The 17161-nt window shown below is 59.4% G+C and carries 13 protein-coding genes and 2 pseudogenes; 10 read left to right on the top strand and 5 right to left on the bottom strand.

Translation table 11 applies throughout. The features are described 5' to 3' along the window. Nucleotides 1-76: 76 nt before the first annotated feature. The gene (locus C7534_RS07395; protein ID WP_109785398.1) at nucleotides 77-1879 is read left to right on the top strand and encodes an acyl-CoA dehydrogenase; all 1803 of its coding nucleotides are present in this window, start codon (nucleotides 77-79) and stop codon (nucleotides 1877-1879) included. A 106-nt stretch (nucleotides 1880-1985) separates the two neighbouring features. Here the strand turns inward: C7534_RS07395 and C7534_RS33260 are convergent, their stop codons facing one another. The 4 genes and pseudogenes from C7534_RS33260 to C7534_RS07380 all read right to left on the bottom strand — a co-directional run bounded on the left by C7534_RS33260 (nucleotide 1986) and on the right by C7534_RS07380 (nucleotide 4553). Further along, nucleotides 1986-2717, bottom strand: coding sequence for a methyl-accepting chemotaxis protein (locus C7534_RS33260; protein WP_408980990.1), 732 nt, complete (start codon nucleotides 2715-2717; stop codon nucleotides 1986-1988). A gap of 132 nt (nucleotides 2718-2849) precedes the next feature. Further along, nucleotides 2850-3878 (bottom strand): annotated as a pseudogene (locus tag C7534_RS33255) (HAMP domain-containing protein); the annotation flags it as partial. A 145-nt stretch (nucleotides 3879-4023) separates the two neighbouring features. Then, nucleotides 4024-4326, bottom strand: coding sequence for a cell division protein ZapA (locus C7534_RS07385; RefSeq protein ID WP_046031129.1), 303 nt, complete (start codon nucleotides 4324-4326; stop codon nucleotides 4024-4026). Continuing rightward, a complete protein-coding gene (locus tag C7534_RS07380; protein WP_027922060.1) occupies nucleotides 4323-4553 on the bottom strand; it encodes a hypothetical protein in 231 nt (76 codons plus the stop codon). The genes C7534_RS07385 and C7534_RS07380 overlap by 4 nt, the downstream gene beginning before the upstream one ends. 210 nt (nucleotides 4554-4763) lie before the next feature. On the opposite strand from C7534_RS07380, the pseudogene C7534_RS33250 reads away from it, so the two are divergent. The 6 genes and pseudogenes from C7534_RS33250 to trxC all read left to right on the top strand — a co-directional run. Beyond that, nucleotides 4764-5600 (top strand): annotated as a pseudogene (locus tag C7534_RS33250) (MCP four helix bundle domain-containing protein); the annotation flags it as partial. Continuing rightward, nucleotides 5583-6455 carry a methyl-accepting chemotaxis protein gene (locus C7534_RS33245; RefSeq protein WP_371916747.1) on the top strand — a complete coding sequence of 291 codons (873 nt, stop codon included), beginning with the start codon at nucleotides 5583-5585 and terminating at the stop codon, nucleotides 6453-6455. The pseudogene C7534_RS33250 and the gene C7534_RS33245, both read left to right, overlap by 18 nt. Nucleotides 6456-6740: 285 nt before the next feature. Continuing rightward, on the top strand, nucleotides 6741-8483 hold the full coding sequence (locus C7534_RS07370) for a potassium/proton antiporter (protein WP_109785396.1): 1743 nt from the start codon (nucleotides 6741-6743) through the stop codon (nucleotides 8481-8483). Between the two features lie 34 nt (nucleotides 8484-8517). Next, entirely contained in the window at nucleotides 8518-11868 is a 3351-nt protein-coding gene (gene mscK, locus C7534_RS07365) for a mechanosensitive channel MscK (protein ID WP_046031131.1), read from the top strand. A gap of 48 nt (nucleotides 11869-11916) precedes the next feature. Further along, nucleotides 11917-13380 carry a protein adenylyltransferase SelO gene (gene selO, locus C7534_RS07360; protein ID WP_077432335.1) on the top strand — a complete coding sequence of 488 codons (1464 nt, stop codon included), beginning with the start codon at nucleotides 11917-11919 and terminating at the stop codon, nucleotides 13378-13380. Nucleotides 13381-13782: 402 nt separating this feature from the next. Next, nucleotides 13783-14217, top strand: a complete 435-nt coding sequence (trxC, locus tag C7534_RS07355; protein WP_077432334.1) for a thioredoxin TrxC — start codon at nucleotides 13783-13785, stop codon at nucleotides 14215-14217. A gap of 64 nt (nucleotides 14218-14281) precedes the next feature. Here trxC and C7534_RS07350 read toward each other — a convergent pair whose 3' ends face one another. Further along, the gene (locus tag C7534_RS07350; RefSeq protein WP_046031134.1) at nucleotides 14282-15052 is read right to left on the bottom strand and encodes a ParA family protein; all 771 of its coding nucleotides are present in this window, start codon (nucleotides 15050-15052) and stop codon (nucleotides 14282-14284) included. Between the two features lie 353 nt (nucleotides 15053-15405). Between C7534_RS07350 and C7534_RS07345 the strand changes: the two genes are divergently transcribed. From C7534_RS07345 to C7534_RS07335, 3 genes are read left to right on the top strand one after another with little or no spacing between them, the layout of a single operon-like run. Continuing rightward, nucleotides 15406-16131 carry a beta-ketoacyl synthase chain length factor gene (locus C7534_RS07345; protein ID WP_109785395.1) on the top strand — a complete coding sequence of 242 codons (726 nt, stop codon included), beginning with the start codon at nucleotides 15406-15408 and terminating at the stop codon, nucleotides 16129-16131. Then, on the top strand, nucleotides 16107-16916 hold the full coding sequence (locus tag C7534_RS07340; RefSeq protein WP_109785394.1) for a lysophospholipid acyltransferase family protein: 810 nt from the start codon (nucleotides 16107-16109) through the stop codon (nucleotides 16914-16916). Before C7534_RS07345 ends, C7534_RS07340 begins: the two co-directional genes overlap by 25 nt. Beyond that, nucleotides 16897-17157, top strand: a complete 261-nt coding sequence (locus tag C7534_RS07335; protein WP_046031137.1) for a phosphopantetheine-binding protein — start codon at nucleotides 16897-16899, stop codon at nucleotides 17155-17157. The genes C7534_RS07340 and C7534_RS07335 overlap by 20 nt, the downstream gene beginning before the upstream one ends. The last annotated feature ends 4 nt before the right edge of the window (nucleotides 17158-17161 follow it).

The raw sequence follows: 17161 nt of genomic DNA, 5'->3' as shown, positions 1-17161 counted from the left end.
CACCAGCATCAATCATCCTGTTCAGCCTTTATCAGCAAGCCTAGACTCGGCCCATCCCAATAAAAGGTAGGCCGCCATGTCCGAGACGTTGCTCAGTTCCCGCAATCTGGCTTTCGAGCTGTATGAAGTCCTCGATGCCGAGGGCCTGACTCAGCGTGAGCGTTTCGCCGAACACAATCGCGAAACCTTCGATGCCGCCATTGGCACCGCCCGCAGCATCGCCGAAAAGTTTTTCGCCCCGCACAACCGCAAGGGCGACGAAAACGAGCCTCGTTATGAGGACGGTCAAGCGATTCTGATTCCTGAGGTGAAACCCGCCGTCGACGCCTTCCTCGAAGCCGGTTTCCTCAACGCCGCGCGCAGTTTCGACGCCGGCGGCATGCAGCTGCCTACCTTGCTGTCCCAGGCCTGCTTCGCGCACTTCCAATCGGCCAACGCGGCGTCGACCTCGTACCCGTTCTTGACCATGGGCGCGGCGAACCTGATCGAAAGTTTCGGCACCGAGGAGCAGAAGCGCCGCTTCCTGCAACCGATGATCGATGGCCGCTTCTTCGGCACCATGGCCCTGACCGAACCGCATGCGGGCTCGTCACTGTCGGATATTCGTACCCGCGCCGAACCTGCGCCTGATGGCACCTATCGACTCAAGGGCAACAAGATCTTCATCTCCGGCGGCGATCACCCGTTGTCAGAAAACATCGTGCACATGGTGCTGGCCAAGCTGCCGGACGCACCGGCCGGGGTGAAGGGCATTTCGCTGTTTATCGTGCCCAAGTTCCTGGTCAACGATGACGGCAGCCTCGGCAAGCGCAACGACGTGTTGCTGGCCGGTCTGTTCCACAAGATGGGCTGGCGCGGCACCACCTCCACCGCATTGAATTTCGGCGATAACGGTGACTGTGTCGGCTACCTGGTGGGCAAGCCGCACCAGGGTTTGAGCTACATGTTCCAGATGATGAACGAAGCGCGGATTGGCGTCGGCATGGGCGCGGTGATGCTTGGTTACGCCGGGTATCTGTATTCGCTGGAGTATGCCCGCGAGCGTCCGCAAGGTCGCGTGCCGGACAACAAAGACCCGACCACCGCACCCGTGGCGATCATTGCCCACGCCGACGTCCGGCGCATGCTGCTGACGCAGAAGGCCTACGTCGAAGGCTCGTTCGACCTGGGGTTGTACGCCGCGCGATTGTTCGACGACACCACCACGCTCGAGACGGAAGCCGAGCGCAAGCAGGCCCATGAGCTGTTGGATTTGCTGACGCCTATCGTCAAATCCTGGCCGTCGGAGTTTTGCCTGAAGGCCAACGAACTGGCGATCCAGATTCTCGGCGGCCACGGCTATACCCGCGAATACCCGGTGGAACAGTACTACCGAGACAACCGCCTGAACCCGATTCACGAAGGCACTCACGGCATTCAATCGCTGGATTTGCTGGGGCGCAAACTGGCGCAGAACGGTGGCGCCGGGCTCAAGCAATTGATCCGCTTGATTGCCGACACCGCCGAGCGCGCACAGGCGTTTGAATCGCTTACCGCGCTGCGTGAGCCGCTGGAAAAACTGGTGGAGCGCCTGCAAACCGTGACCATCGGCCTGCTGACCGACCTGGCTCAAGGCAAGGTCAACAGCAGCCTGGCAAACTCGGCGCTGTACCTGAAAGTGTTTGGGCACACGGTGATTGGCTGGCGCTGGCTGGAACAGGCAATCCGCGCCGAGGAAGGCTTGGCCAAGGGCAACGCAGCGGATGTCAGCTTCTATAAAGGCAAGCTGCAAGCGGCGCGGTACTTCCTGACCTGGGAAGTACCGGGTTGCCACCATGAGTTGGCGTTGCTTGAGGCGCGGGATGATGTGTGCCTGGGCATGCAGGATGAGTGGTTTTAACCGGAGGCTGGTTGTGTGTAGCCCGGGACGCTCTGCGTCCCAGAAGCGGACGCGGAGCGTCCATTGAGGCATTCCCACGCGGAGCGTGGGAACGATCGGTTACGCATCACTTCAAGCGAAACCCACCCATCTGCCGTGCCAGATCATCCGCCAGGCGCTGCAGCGTCTGACAGTCTTCACGGCACGCCCTGACTTCCCCGGCGGTCGCGCGAGCCAAATCAGAAATCCCCTGCACGTTGCGGTTGATCTCTTCGGTCACCGCCGACTGCTCTTCCGTGGCAGTCGCCACCTGATGGTTCATGTCGCTGATGCGCTCCACCTGTCCGGTGATCGCCGTCAACGACGCCCCGGTGCGCTGGCTCGACTCAACACCCGTGCCCGTCGCGGCTTGCCCGGAATGCATCGATGACACCGCGTTTTCGGCGCCCTGTTTGAGGCTGCCGATCATCTGCTGAATTTCATCGGTGGAGGCCTGAGTGCGCCGCGCCAATGTGCGCACTTCATCCGCCACCACTGCAAATCCGCGGCCCATGTCACCGGCTCGCGCCGCTTCGATGGCGGCGTTAAGCGCGAGCAAATTGGTCTGTTCGGATATCCCGCGAATCACCGCCAGCACTTGATCGATAGACGCGACCTGATGGGCCAACTCGCCCACCGCGCCGGCAGCAATGCCGATTTCATCGGACATGCTTTCTATATGCCGGATAGACCCGCCGACCACTTCCCGCGCCTGCATCGCTTCGTCACGGGCATTTTGTGAGGCGACGGCGGCATTGCCAGCGTTCTGGGCAATTTCCTGCACGGTCAGGCCCATTTCATGGACGGCGGTGACAACCATGTCAGTCATTTCCTGCTGGCGCCCGGAACGTTCGGCGGTGTTGTCCACCACCCGCGCCACCTGCCCGACCGCAGTGCGCAGACGCTCGCTGGTGGTCAGCACTTCACCGATCATGTCGCGTTGACTGTCGAGAAAGCGGTTGAAGCCGCGCGCCAGATCACCCAGTTCATCGGCGCGGCTGGCATCGAGTCGGTGGGTCAAATCTCCACCACCGCTACCAATGGCAACCAGTGCCGCTGTTACCTGACGAATCGGCCGCACCAGCCCACGAGCCAGCAAAACCACCAATAACAGGCACACCAGCGCCACCGCCAGGCCGATGCCGCTGCTCATCCACATGGCACGGCGGGCTTCGGCGTAAATCTGCGATTGCGGCACTTCGGCCACCAGGGTCCAGCCCAGATCCCGCAGCGGCAGGCTTAAAGCGAGAAAGTCTTCGCCGTCCCGGGTAAAACTGTTGGTTGTGGCGGCTTTTTGACCAATGACGGCTTGCGCTGCTGACTCGCCAATCTGCTCAGCCAGCGTGCGTTTGCCGCTGAATTGCGCTTCAGGATGGACCTGGATCAAACCGTCGGAACGCACGAGATAGACCTTGCCGCGCTCACCAAAACTGAAATTGTGAATCAGCTCCGACAGCTCTTTCATGCTCAGGCCAAGCCCGGCAACGCCCACGACCTTACCGGCCTGCTCGACTTTGAAGTCGATGAAAAGCGCCAATTCTCCGGTCGCCGTGTCGTTATCGATATTGAGGGTGCGCGGCTGGTTGCTGTCGAGAAATGAGTAGAACCAGGCGTCTTTCGGATTGGAACGGCTGAGGGTCCGATCCAGGCCTTTTTCGGTGAAGTAATGGTTGGAGGCGGTGCCGACAATAATTGCGGTAAAGGCTTTGTGCTCGGCGCGAATGCCTTCGAGATAGGTCGTAAACGTGCCGGCCTGGGCACTGTCTTCACCCCCGGCCAGCCAGCCGCGCACCATGCTGTTGCTGGCGATGTCCTTGGCGGCGGTAAGGGGCTGGACGAGGATGCGCTCGATGTCGTTGCGCATCGCTTCGATGCTCGACGGCAAGGCTTGCTCGACCAGATAGTTCTGGGCCAGTCGATTGACCACCAGGGTATAGATGCCCACTACGATCAGAATACTGACCAGCAACGCGCTGCCCATACTCAGGATCAATTGCCATTGAATACTGCGTCGCCAGAACTGCATGGAGCACCCCCAAAGAATAAGAGGCTGAAACACTGCAACAGCCGTGCCGATTGTATACAACGCAAACGACAATTTATTCTTTGGTTGTGCGCAAAGCCGATCAGGCCTGATTGATCGTCTTGGAAATCACTTCAACCGTGGCGCTGACTTGCTCTTGGTAACGGTCGAGTTCCTGCTTGTGCTGCTTTTTCATTTCGATCTGCTGCGAGCACAGATTCATGGCGGCCAGTACCAACAGGCGGTCACCGATCAGCGTCGGGTACTTTCTTTTGGTGTCGGCCAAAGCAGCCTTCAACATCATTGCGGCGTCCAGCAGGGTTTGCTCTTCCCCGGCCGGCGCCTTGATCGAATAGTCCTCCCCCAGGATCGAGACGACTTTTACCCCTGCGGCGCCCACACTCATGCGCTGACTGGGCCAGCGCTGACGCGCTCAACCAGGGCCTGGATGCGTGCGGCGGTGGCGCCTTGTTTCTCTTCCTGTTCCATCAGGCTCAACTGCAGGCTTTCGTTTTCATCCTTGGCCTGAGCCAGTTCCGCGCTCAGGGTCTGGTTGGTGCCCAGCAGTGCCTGGTTCTGTTGCACCAGGTCGTTTACCAGCTGTTCCAATTGGCTTAGGGATGCTTCCAACATTTTGATTTTCCGAGCATTTTCAAAGGGCGCGTACGATAAAGAAAAGTCACCACGGATGCCAGGGTTATTCAGGCGCAAGGCCTTGATTTTCCTGGCGGGCGACCTTCCTCGCGAGCAGTAGAGACTGTGATTGGCGAATGTGGTTCCTGCACTTCGTCAATCAAGGCCTTTGTGCGACAAAAACGCGCAGGGACTCAAGACTTTAGTCGCATGACCGATAAGTCACTCATACGTCAGCTTCAGCGCCGCACGGGCGCGCTCAATTCGGTAAACGCCATGTCCCTTCGTAATATGAATATCGCGCCACGGGCGTTCCTCGGTTTTGCCTTGATTGGCGGCTTGATGCTGATCTTGGGTGTGTTCGCCTTGAACCAGATGAGCAAGATTCGTGGCGCCGCCGAGGACATCACGTCCAGCAGCGTACCGAGCATCAAAAGCCTCGACGAATTCACTCAACTGACCCTGCGCCTGCGCGTGTTGTCGTACCGCTTGCTGGTCAATCGCGAGCCGGACGTCCAGCAGAAAACCATGGAGTTGCTGGAAACCCGCAATCAGCAGATCCGTACCGCCCAGTCGACGTACGAAAAGCTCATCAGCAGCCCGCAGGAGCGTGCCGCCTACGATCAATATGTGCAGTTGCTCGGCCAGTACCGCCAGATCGAAGACCGCATGAAGAGCCTGTCGCGCAACAATCAGGTGGATGAACTGCGCACCTTGCTCAACACCGATTTGCTGACCAACTCCGAAGCAGTCAACACCGTGCTCAACCGTTTGCTGGAGATCAACACCCAGCAAACCGTCGACACCAACCAGCAAGCGGCCGACCAGTACGACTCGGCCTTCACCCTGGTGATTACATTGCTGGTCTTCGCCACTGGCCTGACTGTGCTGTTCGCCTGGCTGCTGACCCACAGCATCACCAAGCCGATCGCCAATGCCCTGAGCGCGGCCGAAGGCATTGCCGAAGGCAATCTGACTCGCCCGATCACGGTCGACGGCGAAGACGAAGCCGGCCGTTTGCTGGCCGCCATGGCGAAGATGCAAGACAAGCTGCGCGACACCCTGCAGCGGATTTCCGGCTCGGCCACTCAACTGGCGTCGGCCGCTGAAGAACTCAACAGTGTGACCGACGAAAGCGCTCGCGGCCTGACCCAGCAGAACAACGAAATCGAGCAGGCGGCCACCGCGGTCAACGAAATGACCAGTGCCGTGGAAGAAGTGGCACGCAACGCGGTGAGCACCTCCGAAGCCTCGAAAAACGCCACCACTTCGGCGGGTGACGGCCGTGACCTGGTGCAGGAAACCGTCAGCGCCATCGAACGCATGAGCGCCGATGTGCAGAGCACTGCGACACTGATCGGCGACCTGGCCAACGAATCCCGCGACATTGGCAAAGTGCTGGACGTGATTCGCGGCCTGGCGGACCAGACCAACCTGCTGGCCCTGAACGCGGCCATCGAAGCGGCACGCGCCGGTGAGGCCGGGCGTGGTTTCGCGGTGGTTGCGGATGAAGTTCGTGCCCTGGCGCATCGCACCCAGCAGTCGACCAGCGAGATCGAACGCATGATCGGCAGCATCCAGAGCGGCACCGAACACGCCGTGGATTCGATGCGTAACAGCACCGAGCGCGCCGAGTCGACGTTGAATATTGCTCGCGGTGCCGGTCTGTCGCTGGACACCATTAACAGCGCGATCGTCGAAATCAACGAACGCAACCTGGTCATCGCCAGCGCCGCTGAAGAACAGGCGCAAGTGGCCCGCGAAGTGGACCGCAACCTGGTGAACATCCGTGATTTGTCGGTGCAGTCGGCGACCGGGGCCAACCAGACGAGCGCGGCAAGTAATGAGTTGTCGCGATTGGCGCTGGACCTGAACAACATGGTTGGACGGTTTAGCCTGTAACAGCCAATACACCGCTCCTTGTAGCAGCTGGCGCAGCCTGCGTTCGGCTGCGAAGCAGTCGTGATTCTGGCTACCGGATCTGCCAGACAGACCACGAATGACCATTTGACGACTGCTGCGCAGCCGAACGCAGGCTGCGCCAGCTGCTACAGGGTTAGTCTTGCCATCGCGGCGTACCCATGCAAAAACCTTTTTGACAGCATCACATTTCAACAGGTTAGAATCGCTGGCACGCAGACTGCATGGTCAGTTTTCGCCCGCCTTTCCGTCTCTGGAGTACTGCCTTTGAATGCAATCACCATCAACAGCCTGTTTCTGATCGGCGCGTTGCTGGTAGGTGCGAGCATTCTGGTGAGTTCACTTTCGTCCCGCCTCGGCATCCCGATTCTGGTGATTATCCTGGCTGTGGGCATGGCCGCCGGTGTCGACGGTGGCGGCATTATTTTTGATAACTACCCCACGGCTTATCTGGTCGGCAACCTCGCGCTGGCGGTGATCCTGCTCGATGGTGGTTTACGAACCCGAGTCGCAAGTTTCCGCGTTGCGCTGTGGCCGGCGCTGTCGCTGGCCACCGTCGGGGTGTTAATTACCACCGCGTTGACCGGCATGGTCGCGGCCTGGCTGTTTAACCTGAGCATCATTCAGGGTCTGCTGATCGGTGCGATTGTCGGCTCGACCGATGCCGCCGCGGTGTTCTCGCTGCTGGGTGGCAAAGGCCTGAACGAGCGGGTCACCGCCAGTCTCGAAATCGAATCCGGCAGCAACGACCCGATGGCGGTGTTCCTCACCGTGACCCTGATCGACATGCTCGCCAGCGGTGAAACCGGCCTGCACTGGAGCCTGCTGGCGCACTTCGTGCGCGAGTTCGGTATCGGTGCCGTCGTCGGCCTCGGCGGCGGCTGGCTGATGCTGCAACTGGTCAACCGCATCAACCTGGCCAACGGTCTTTATCCAATTCTGGTGATTGCCGGTGGCCTGGTCGTGTTTGCCCTGACTAACGCCCTGCATGGCAGCGGCTTCCTCGCGGTTTATCTGTGTGGCCTGGTCATCGGCAACCGCCCGGTGCGCAGCCGGCACGGCATTTTGCACATGCTCGACGGTATGGCATGGCTGGCACAGATCGGCATGTTCCTGGTGTTGGGGCTGTTGGTTACACCGCATGATCTGCTGCCGATCGCCCTGCCCGCCCTGGGTCTGGCGCTGTGGATGATTCTGTTCGCCCGGCCGCTGTCGGTGCTGGTCGGTTTGCTGCCGTTCAAGGCGTTCCATGGTCGCGAAAAGGCGTTTATTTCCTGGGTCGGCTTGCGCGGCGCGGTCCCGATCATTCTGGCGGTGTTCCCGCTGATGGCCGGCCTGCCCAACGCCCAGCTCTATTTCAATCTGGCCTTCTTTATCGTGCTGGTGTCACTGCTGGTGCAGGGCACGAGCCTGCCGTGGATTGCCAAGCTGCTGAAAGTGACGGTGCCACCAGAGCCCGCACCGATCTCGCGCTCCGCTCTGGAAGTGCATGTCACCAGCGAGTGGGAGCTGTTCATTTATCGCCTCGGCGCCGAGAAATGGTGCATCGGCTCGCCCCTGCGTGAACTGAAAATGCCCGAAGGCACGCGGATCGCGGCCCTGTTTCGTGGCCAGCAATTGCTCCATCCGTCGGGTAGTACGGTGCTCGAAGTCGACGATTTGCTCTGTGTAATCGGCCATGAACACAACCTGCCGGCCCTCGGAAAACTCTTCAGCCAGGCGCCGCAGCGAGGTCTGGATTTGCGCTTCTTCGGCGACTTCGTCCTCGAAGGAGATGCCCAACTGGGCGCGGTTGCGGCGCTGTACGGGTTGAAAGTCGAAGGCATCGATCCGGGCATGTCGCTCGGCCACTTCATCGCCCAGAAAGTGGGGGGCGCGCCTGTCGTCGGTGACCAGGTGGAGTGGAACAACACCATTTGGACCGTCGCGGTCATGGAAGGGAACAAGATCGGCAAAGTGGGCGTCAGATTCCCCGAAGGAAGTCGCCCCGGTCCGGGACTCTTCCTCTAAACTCCACTCTTCGTCTCGTTTTCGATCGGTCTCTATGTCAAGCCTGCGTAACTTTTTCATCCTGGCCCTGCTGGGCCTGAGCCTCTCCATCGGCACGCTGCAAGCGGCCGAGCCGCCGACCAGCGAAGCCGTGCAAGCGAGCCTGGACAAGATCGCCGACCGCAAGCTGCCGGAAGCCGATCAAAAAGCGTTGCAAGCCACGCTGCAGAACACGCTCACCCAGCTCAACAACCGGCAAGACAACGAACAAAAACTGGCCGATTTGAAGCAACAGTTGGCTACCGCGCCAAAGCAGAACATCGAAAATCAGCGTGAACTGGCTCGTCTGAAGGCCACCAAACCGCAACCCGTGGCCCAACGCTTCGCCAACCTGTCGATCCCGCAACTCGAACAAATGCTCACTGAGCGCTCGACCCAGCAAAGCGACCTGCAAAAAGCCCTGTCCGACGCCAACAGTCTGGTCATTACCGCCCAGACACGTCCCGAACGTGCCCAAGCCGAGATTTCTGCCAGCCAGACCCGAATCCAGCAGATCAACAACATCCTCAAGGCGGGCAAGGACGCGGGCAAAACCTTGAGCGGCGAACAGCGCGACTTGCTCAATGCCGAACTCGCGGCACTGAATGCGCTGATTCCGCTGCGTCGCCAGGAACTGGCCGGCAACAGTCAGTTGCAGGACCTGGGCAACAGCCAGCACGATTTACTGTCGGAAAAATCCGATCGCCTGGATCAAGAAATCCAGGAGCTGCAAACCCTGATCAACCAGAAACGCCTGGCTCAGTCCCAGCAAACGGTGACCCAGCAATCCATCGAGGCGCAGAAATCCGGTGGCAGCAGCCTGTTGGCCAGCGAAAGCGCGGCCAACCTGAAGCTCTCCGACTACCTGCTCAAAAGCACGGACCGACTCAACGAAGTCACCCAGCAAAACCTGCAAACCAAACAGCAACTGGACAACGTAACCCAAAGCGATTCGGCCCTGGACGAGCAAATCAACGTGCTCAAGGGCAGCCTGCTGCTCTCCAAGATTCTCTACAAACAGAAGCAGTCCCTGCCGCGTTTGAGGCTCGACCGTAACCTCGCCGATCAGATCGCCGACATTCGCCTCTATCAATTTGAAGTCAGCCAACAACGCGAACTGTTGAGCAACCCGGCGACTTACGTCGATAACCTGTTGGCGAGCCAACCACCGGAACAAGTCACCCCGCAACTGCGCAAGAGCCTGCTGGAACTGGCCAACACCCGCGCCGACCTGCTGGAGCGGCTGAACCGTGAGTTGAGCGCCGTGCTCAATGAGTCCATCACCCTGCAACTCAATCAGAAACAACTGTTGAGTACCGCGCAAAGCCTGCGGGCGACGCTCGATGAGCAAATGTTCTGGATCCCCAGCAACAAGCCGCTGGATCTGGAATGGATACGCGCCGTTCCGGAGCGATTGCAGCGCCAAGTCATGACCTTGCCGTGGACGTCCAGCCTGATCGAGTTGAGCGATGGCCTGATTCAACGACCGCTGCTGTTTCTGCCGCTGGTGCTGCTGATCGGCGCCCTGTTGTGGCGACGTAAAAGCTTGTATGCCCGACTGAACAAGGTTCACAAGGACATCGGCCACTTCAAGCGCGACAGCCAGTGGCATACGCCTCAGGCCATTCTGGTCAATATTTTGCTGGCGCTGCCGGTCGCGCTCGGCCTGGCCTTGTGCGGCCTCGCCTTGCAAATCGATGCCCGCGGGCAGAACGCCAACATGGGTTCAGCGCTGTTGCAAATGGCACAGGCCTGGTTGGTGTTCTACACCGCCTACCGGATCCTCGCGCCGGGTGGCGTGGCTGAGTTGCATTTCCGCTGGGAGAAACCTCAGGTCGAATTCCTTCGGGGCTGGATCCGTCGCCTCGGTGTGGTAGTGATGGCGCTGGTGGCGGTGGTGGCGGTTGCCGAGCTGCAACCGGCAACGCTGGCGGACGACGTGCTGGGCATGCCGGTGGTGTTGATCTGCTACGCCTTGATGGCCTGGCTGCTCAGCCGCTTGCTGATGCGCAGCCCGACGCATGAAAACGCTTCGTTGTTCCGAAAACTGCTGGGGATTCTGTTCACCGCCTTGCCGGTCGCGCTGTTCGTGGCCGTGTGCTTCGGCTACTACTACACCGCGCTCAAACTCAGTGACCGATTGATCAATACCCTTTACCTGCTGATGTTCTGGCTGGTCATCGAAGCCACCTTCGTGCGCGGCCTCAGCGTTGCGGCACGCCGCCTGGCTTACCAGCGCGCCCTGACCAAACGTCAGGCCGCGAAAGAGGCCGGTGACGGCGAAGCGGTGATCGAAGAGCCGACACTGGACATCGAAAAGGTCAACGAACAATCGTTGCGACTGATCCGCCTGGCACTGCTCGGCGGCTTCATCGGGGCGTTGTACTGGGCCTGGTCCGACCTGATTTCAGTGTTCTCGTACCTGGACAACATCACCCTCTACGAATACACCAGCGGCACTGGCGCGGCCATGAGCATGGTGCCGATCAGTATCGGCGACATGCTCGGTGCGTTGATCATCATCGGCATCACCTTCGCCCTGGCGCGCAACTTGCCAGGTTTGCTGGAAGTGTTTGTGTTGTCGAAGCTGAATCTGGCTCAAGGCAGCGCCTATGCCACGACCACGCTGCTGTCCTACGTGATCGCCGGGATCGGTTTCGTCTCGACCCTGTCGACCCTCGGCGTGAGCTGGGACAAGTTGCAATGGCTGGTGGCAGCGCTTTCGGTCGGCCTGGGTTTCGGGATGCAGGAGATCTTTGCGAACTTCATCTCCGGCATCATGATCCTGTTCGAGCGCCCGGTACGGATCGGCGACACCATTACCATCGGCAACCTGTCAGGCACGGTCAGCAAGATCCGCATCCGCGCCACGACCATTACCGACTTCGACCGCAAGGACATCATTGTCCCGAACAAGACGTTCATTACCGGGCAACTGATCAACTGGTCGCTGACCGACACCATCACCCGGGTAACGCTCAAGCTCGGCGTCGATTACGGCTCGGACCTGGACCTGGTCAAGGAGCTGCTGCTCAAGGCTGCCCGCGATAATCCGCGCGTGCTCAAGGATCCGGAACCGCACGTGTACTTCCTGAACTTCGGTGAAAGCACCCTCGACCATGAATTACGCATGCACGTGCGCGACCTTGGCGACCGAAATCCTGTGCTCGACGAGGTCAACCGCTTCATCAACCGCGAGTTCAAGAAGCAGCACATCAACATCTCGTTCCGGCAGATGGAGGTTTACCTCAAGAACCTTCAGGGCCAGGAATACAAGATGGTGCCGATCGAACCGGAAGCGAAAACCATCGTGCCGCTGGTCGATGGCCAACCGCCCCAGGAACCACCGGCCGCCAAGCTCGACTAACCGGCTTATCCCTAGCAGAATGCTCGGACATTCTGCTGGAGATGGCCGTTGAAAGCCCTCGACGAACTGACCTTCGATAATCGTTTCGCCCGCTTGGGCGATACGTTTTCCGCCCATGTGCTGCCCGAGCCCATCGACAACCCGCGCCTCGTGGTTGCGAGCCCTGCGGCCATGGCGCTGCTTGATCTCGACCCGGCCGCGGCCGACACACCAGAGTTTGCCGAACTGTTCGGCGGCCATAAGCTCTGGGCTGACGCGGTGCCGAGGGCGATGGTGTATTCCGGTCATCAGTTCGGCTCCTACAACCCGCAACTGGGCGACGGTCGCGGCCTGCTGCTGGGCGAGGTGTACAACCAGGCCGGCGAGCATTGGGACCTGCACCTCAAGGGTGCCGGCCAGACGCCTTTTTCGCGCATGGGTGATGGACGAGCGGTGCTTCGCTCTTCGATCCGCGAGTTTCTCGCCTCTGAGGCGCTGCATGCCCTGAACATCCCGACCACCCGCGCGCTGTGCGTTGTTGGCTCCGACACGCCGGTCTGGCGCGAGAAACAGGAACGCGCCGCGATGGTCCTGCGCCTGGCGCCAAGCCACGTGCGCTTTGGGCATTTCGAATATTTCTACTACACCAAACGTCCCGAAATGCAGAAAGAACTCGGTGAACATGTGCTGGCCATGCATTTCGCCGAATGCCTGGAACAACCGGAACCCTACCTGGCGATGTTCCGTGAAATCGTCGAGCGCAACGCCGAACTGATCGCCAAGTGGCAGGCCTATGGCTTCTGTCACGGGGTGATGAACACCGACAACATGTCGATCCTCGGCATCACCTTCGACTTCGGCCCCTTCGCCTTCCTCGACGACTTTGATGCCAACTTCATCTGCAACCACTCCGACGACCAGGGTCGCTACTCCTTCAGCAATCAGGTGCCGATCGGTCAATGGAACCTCAGCGCGCTGGCCCAGGCCCTGACACCGTTCATCAGCGTCGAGGCCCTGCGCGAAACCCTCGGCCTGTATTTGCCGCTGTTCCAGGCCCACTATCTGGACCTGATGCGCCGCCGCCTCGGTTTCACCACCGCGCAAGACGATGACCAGAAGCTACTCGAGCACCTGCTGCAACTGATGCAGAACAGTGGCGTCGATTACACCCTGTTCTTCCGCCGCCTCGGGGAAGAGTCCCCGGAACAGGCGGTCGCCCGCTTGCGCGATGACTTCGTCGACATCAAGGGGTTCGATGCCTGGGGCGAGCGTTACGTCGCCCGGGTAGCCCGCGAAGGCGAAGCCGATCAGCAACAGCGTCGCCAAAGGATGCATGCGGTCAATCCGCTGTACATCCTGCGTAACTATCTGGCGCAGAAAGCCATTGATGCGGCAGAGAGCGGCGACTATTCAGAGGTACGTCGGCTGCACACCGTGCTGAGCAATCCGTTCGAGGAACAGCCGGGAATGGACAGTTATGCCGAACGGCCGCCGGAGTGGGGCAAGCATTTGGAGATCAGTTGTTCGTCGTGAGTCAACAAGGCTTCACGTATGGCGCTTTCCTGCTTCTGACTCTGATCGAAACTCAGATCACGCCAAACATCTTCAAGCCCCACAAAGCCTCCGTCTCGCGCAAACGCAGTCTCGACATTTAGAGTTTTGATGCGCTTGGCGTTGGTTAGGAGCTCTAGGATTGAAAAACGCTGAGGGGATCTAGCCGTCATTGGTACAAAGGACTCCAAAGTAAAATCGCCAGTTCGAAACTGCTGCGGAAAAGACTAAAGGTGTAATTTTTCGCCGTATATCAGCAGGAGAGTCAATACATGTAGTCCCTGTCCGCAACTGAAGAAAGCTAAGGACTACACGTTACAGCCTTGATAAACGCGATGCTCGACTCCAGAACTGGCACATAGACTGTCCAACTCAGAGCCAACCATGACCGACCCACTCCTCATCCCCTGCCCCCACTGCAACGGCCTCAACCGCATCCCCGCCGAGCGCCTCAACGATCATCCAAAGTGCGGTCGCTGCAAGGCCGAGGTCTTGCTGAGCAAGCCGTTTGAATTGAAGCAAGGCGATTACGCCAGCCAGATCAAAGGCGACCTGCCGTTGCTGGTTGACGTGTGGGCGGACTGGTGCGGGCCGTGCAAGTCGTTTGCGCCGGTGTTCGAGCAGGCAGCGGGGCAATTGGCAGGTAAGTGCCGGCTGGCGAAACTGGACAGCGAGGCAAACCAGCAGTTGTCGGCGCAGTTGGGGATTCGCTCGATTCCGAGCCTGATTCTGTTCAAGAACGGCCGGGAAGTGGCGCGCCAGAGCGGGGCTTTTCCGTTACCTCAATTGATGAGCTGGTTGCGTAGCCAGGGGATTTAAACCAGTTCGAATCAAATGTGGGAGCCTGCTCACGCCCACATTTGCTCGGTGGCACTAGCTGGGGTCAAGCATTTTCCAGCAGCGCGTGCAGTTCGACGAATTGCTGGGTCAGCTTGTGCCGGGGGTCGAGGTGGATCAGCGGCGTGTTGGCCTGGTGAGATTCGCGCATTCGCACTGAACTGGCCAGATACACCGGCAGGACCGGCAAGCCTTCGGCGATCAACTCGTCGAGGATTTGCTGGGGCAGGCTGGCGCGGGCCTGGAACTGGTTGACCACGATGCCTTCAACTTCCAGGCCTTCGTTGTGGTCTTCCTTCAATTCTTCGATCTCCGCCAGCAAACCGTACAACGCCTGACGCGAGAAGCTGTCGCAATCGAAAGGGATCAATACACGATCCGCGGCAATCAAGGCCGATACCGCATAAAAATTCAGTGCGGGCGGCGTATCCAGGTAGATCCGGTCGTAATCTTCCCCAAGCTCTTCAAGCAACTTACGCAGCTTGTTTATCTTGTGCTTGGCTTCAAGCTTGGGCTGCAAATCTGCCAGCTCGGCAGTGGCGGTGACCACGTGCAGGTTGTCGAACGGTGTTTCGTAGATATCGACCTGGTTTTTCTTCGAAAACGGGCCGGAGGAAAGGGTTTGCTTGAAGAAATCGGCAATGCCCATCGGGATGTCATTACCGGTGAGCCCCGTCAGGTACTGAGTGGAGTTGGCCTGGGCATCGAGATCCACCAATAGGGTGCGATAGCCCTCGCTGGCGCTGACCGCCGCCAGATTGCAGGCAATGCTGGACTTGCCCACGCCACCTTTTTGATTAAACACCACGCGCCGCATGTCAAAACCTCCGTGTATCCAGGAATGACCGAGTGTAGTAGTCCACGGCATTGCTTAGCTACCGCTTTGGCGCAAGGACTACACGGTCAGCTCCAATATCCCAATTGAAAAGCCGCAATCTCACCGTTACTCCGGGCAAAAGGCCGACAGACGTGAACATCCAGCTATGGATAATGGCGAAACGATAGCTTTTAGCGAACCGGACGGTACATTCATTGCGCAAAATGTAACCAGTATTTGCTACGCGCCCGTAGCACCGGGATAATGCGCGCCACTCGGCGCTACGCGTCACGTAAGGTCTGCCGCTGTTTTTGCGGCTCACCGCGTCAACGAAGCCCTGCAGGGCGGGATGTATGTCTGTGATTAATTTCAACATCGCCCAATGGCGCGCATGGGCTCCTGGGCTCGAAAGCGTGGACGAATGGCAGGCATGGAGCCGACAACCGGTGGTGCTTGCGAGCAGCGATGTCGCACCCGACGTGTCTTTTCTGCCCGCCATGCAGCGCCGACGACTCAGCCGTTTGGCGCGCATGGCATTCAGTGTCGGCTGGCCCTTGGCTGAGGGTCGCCAGGACTTGCCGTTGGTGTTTGTTTCCCGACATGGCGAAACACCTCGCACGTTTGAAATCCTCAGCGATCTGGCCGCCGACCAACCGCTGTCGCCGACTCAATTCAGTTTGTCCGTGCACAACGCCGTCATTGGGCTTTGGTCGATCATGCGCGGCGAAACCAGCGAAATGACCGCCCTCGCCGCCGCCGGTGACGGGCTGGAACACGGCATGCTGGAAGCCGCTGCAATGCTGGACGAAGGCGCGCCTGCCGTCCTGTTGATTATCGCCGAAGAACAACCGCCCAATGCCTATGAGACATGGATCGACGATGTCCCGTTTCCGTATGCCGTCGGTCTGTTACTGACACCCGGTACCGACTGGCAGCTGACGCTGAACAGCGCGACGGATGAGTTGTCCAACGCCCACTGGCCCCATGCCCTGAATCTGGTTCGCAACCTGCTCGGCCAGCAAACCACCTGCCAACATGCCTGGAAGAATCGTGTATGGACCTGGCATCGCACTCCGTAACGGAAAAAAACCGCGACGCCTATTACTGGCGCCTGCTGGCCACTGCCGCAAGCTTCACCCTGTTCGGGTTGGGTGGCCTGTGCCTGCGACTGGTGGTTTTTCCGTTGCTCAATTGCTTTCCCGGCGATGCGCGGACCCATCGGCTGCGCGCGCGACAGACCGTCAGTCGCTGCTTCTGGTTATTTGTTCGGTTCATGGCCCGCACCGGCGTCCTGACCTACGACATCCAGGGCGCGGAACAACTGGGTCGCCCAGGGCAAATGATTATCGCCAATCACCCCTCGCTGATTGATGTCGTGTTTCTGATCGGCCTGGTGCGTCACGCCAATTGCGTCGTGAAACAAAGCCTTTGGGAGAATCCCTTTACCCGCAGCCCGCTACGGCGCACCGAATACATCAGCAACGACGGCAGCATGGACATGCTCGACGCCGCTGCCAACGCGTTGAAAGAAGGCCAGACCTTGATCATCTTTCCCGAAGGCACGCGCACCCAGCCTGGCGAGGCGCCGGCCTTTCATCGGGGGGCCGCGGCAATCGCCTTGCGCGGTGCGAAAATCCTCACCCCTGTGATCATCAAGGTCAGCCCTACGACGTTAACCAAGGCCGAGCCGTGGTATCGGATCCCGAAACGCCGCGTGCACTTCAGTTTCTGTGTCGGGGCCGATATAGACCCACAAGCTTTCGCAGCGCTAGGCCCTGCACCTCAGGCATCGCGCAAGCTCAACGATTATTTGCATACTTACTTTATCAAGGAGCTCGCCGAAGATGAGCGATCTGCACCGTGACATCAAAGAACTGATCATCGATGCCCTCGGCCTCGAAGACATCAGTGCCGAAGATATCGACAGCCATCAGGCACTGTTCGGCGAAGGCCTGGGCCTGGATTCGGTGGACGCTCTGGAGCTCGGCCTGGCCATCCAGAAAAAATACGGCATCAAAATCGACGCCGACGCCAAAGACACCCGTGATCACTTCACTAACGTGGCGAGCCTTGCGGCGTTCGTCACTGCAAAACAGGCAGCTTGAGACC

This window comes from Pseudomonas sp. OV226 (assembly GCF_003148705.1).
GTDB lineage: Bacteria > Pseudomonadota > Gammaproteobacteria > Pseudomonadales > Pseudomonadaceae > Aquipseudomonas.
This window is presented reverse-complemented; position numbering and strand designations above follow the sequence as displayed.

What these genes read in the sequence shown, in the direction of transcription:
- C7534_RS07395 (WP_109785398.1), top strand. Translation starts at nt 77, where the DNA reads ATGTCCGAGACGTTGCTCAGTTCCCGCAATCTGGCTTTCGAGCTGTAT.
- C7534_RS33260 (WP_408980990.1), bottom strand. Translation starts at nt 2,717, where the DNA reads ATGGTTGTCACCGCCGTCCATGAAATGGGCCTGACCGTGCAGGAAATT.
- C7534_RS07385 (WP_046031129.1), bottom strand. Translation starts at nt 4,326, where the DNA reads ATGAGTGTGGGCGCCGCAGGGGTAAAAGTCGTCTCGATCCTGGGGGAG.
- C7534_RS07380 (WP_027922060.1), bottom strand. Translation starts at nt 4,553, where the DNA reads ATGTTGGAAGCATCCCTAAGCCAATTGGAACAGCTGGTAAACGACCTG.
- C7534_RS33245 (WP_371916747.1), top strand. Translation starts at nt 5,583, where the DNA reads ATGGCGAAGATGCAAGACAAGCTGCGCGACACCCTGCAGCGGATTTCC.
- mscK (WP_046031131.1), top strand. Translation starts at nt 8,518, where the DNA reads ATGTCAAGCCTGCGTAACTTTTTCATCCTGGCCCTGCTGGGCCTGAGC.
- trxC (WP_077432334.1), top strand. Translation starts at nt 13,783, where the DNA reads ATGACCGACCCACTCCTCATCCCCTGCCCCCACTGCAACGGCCTCAAC.
- C7534_RS07350 (WP_046031134.1), bottom strand. Translation starts at nt 15,052, where the DNA reads ATGCGGCGCGTGGTGTTTAATCAAAAAGGTGGCGTGGGCAAGTCCAGC.
- C7534_RS07345 (WP_109785395.1), top strand. Translation starts at nt 15,406, where the DNA reads ATGTCTGTGATTAATTTCAACATCGCCCAATGGCGCGCATGGGCTCCT.
- C7534_RS07340 (WP_109785394.1), top strand. Translation starts at nt 16,107, where the DNA reads ATGGACCTGGCATCGCACTCCGTAACGGAAAAAAACCGCGACGCCTAT.
- C7534_RS07335 (WP_046031137.1), top strand. Translation starts at nt 16,897, where the DNA reads ATGAGCGATCTGCACCGTGACATCAAAGAACTGATCATCGATGCCCTC.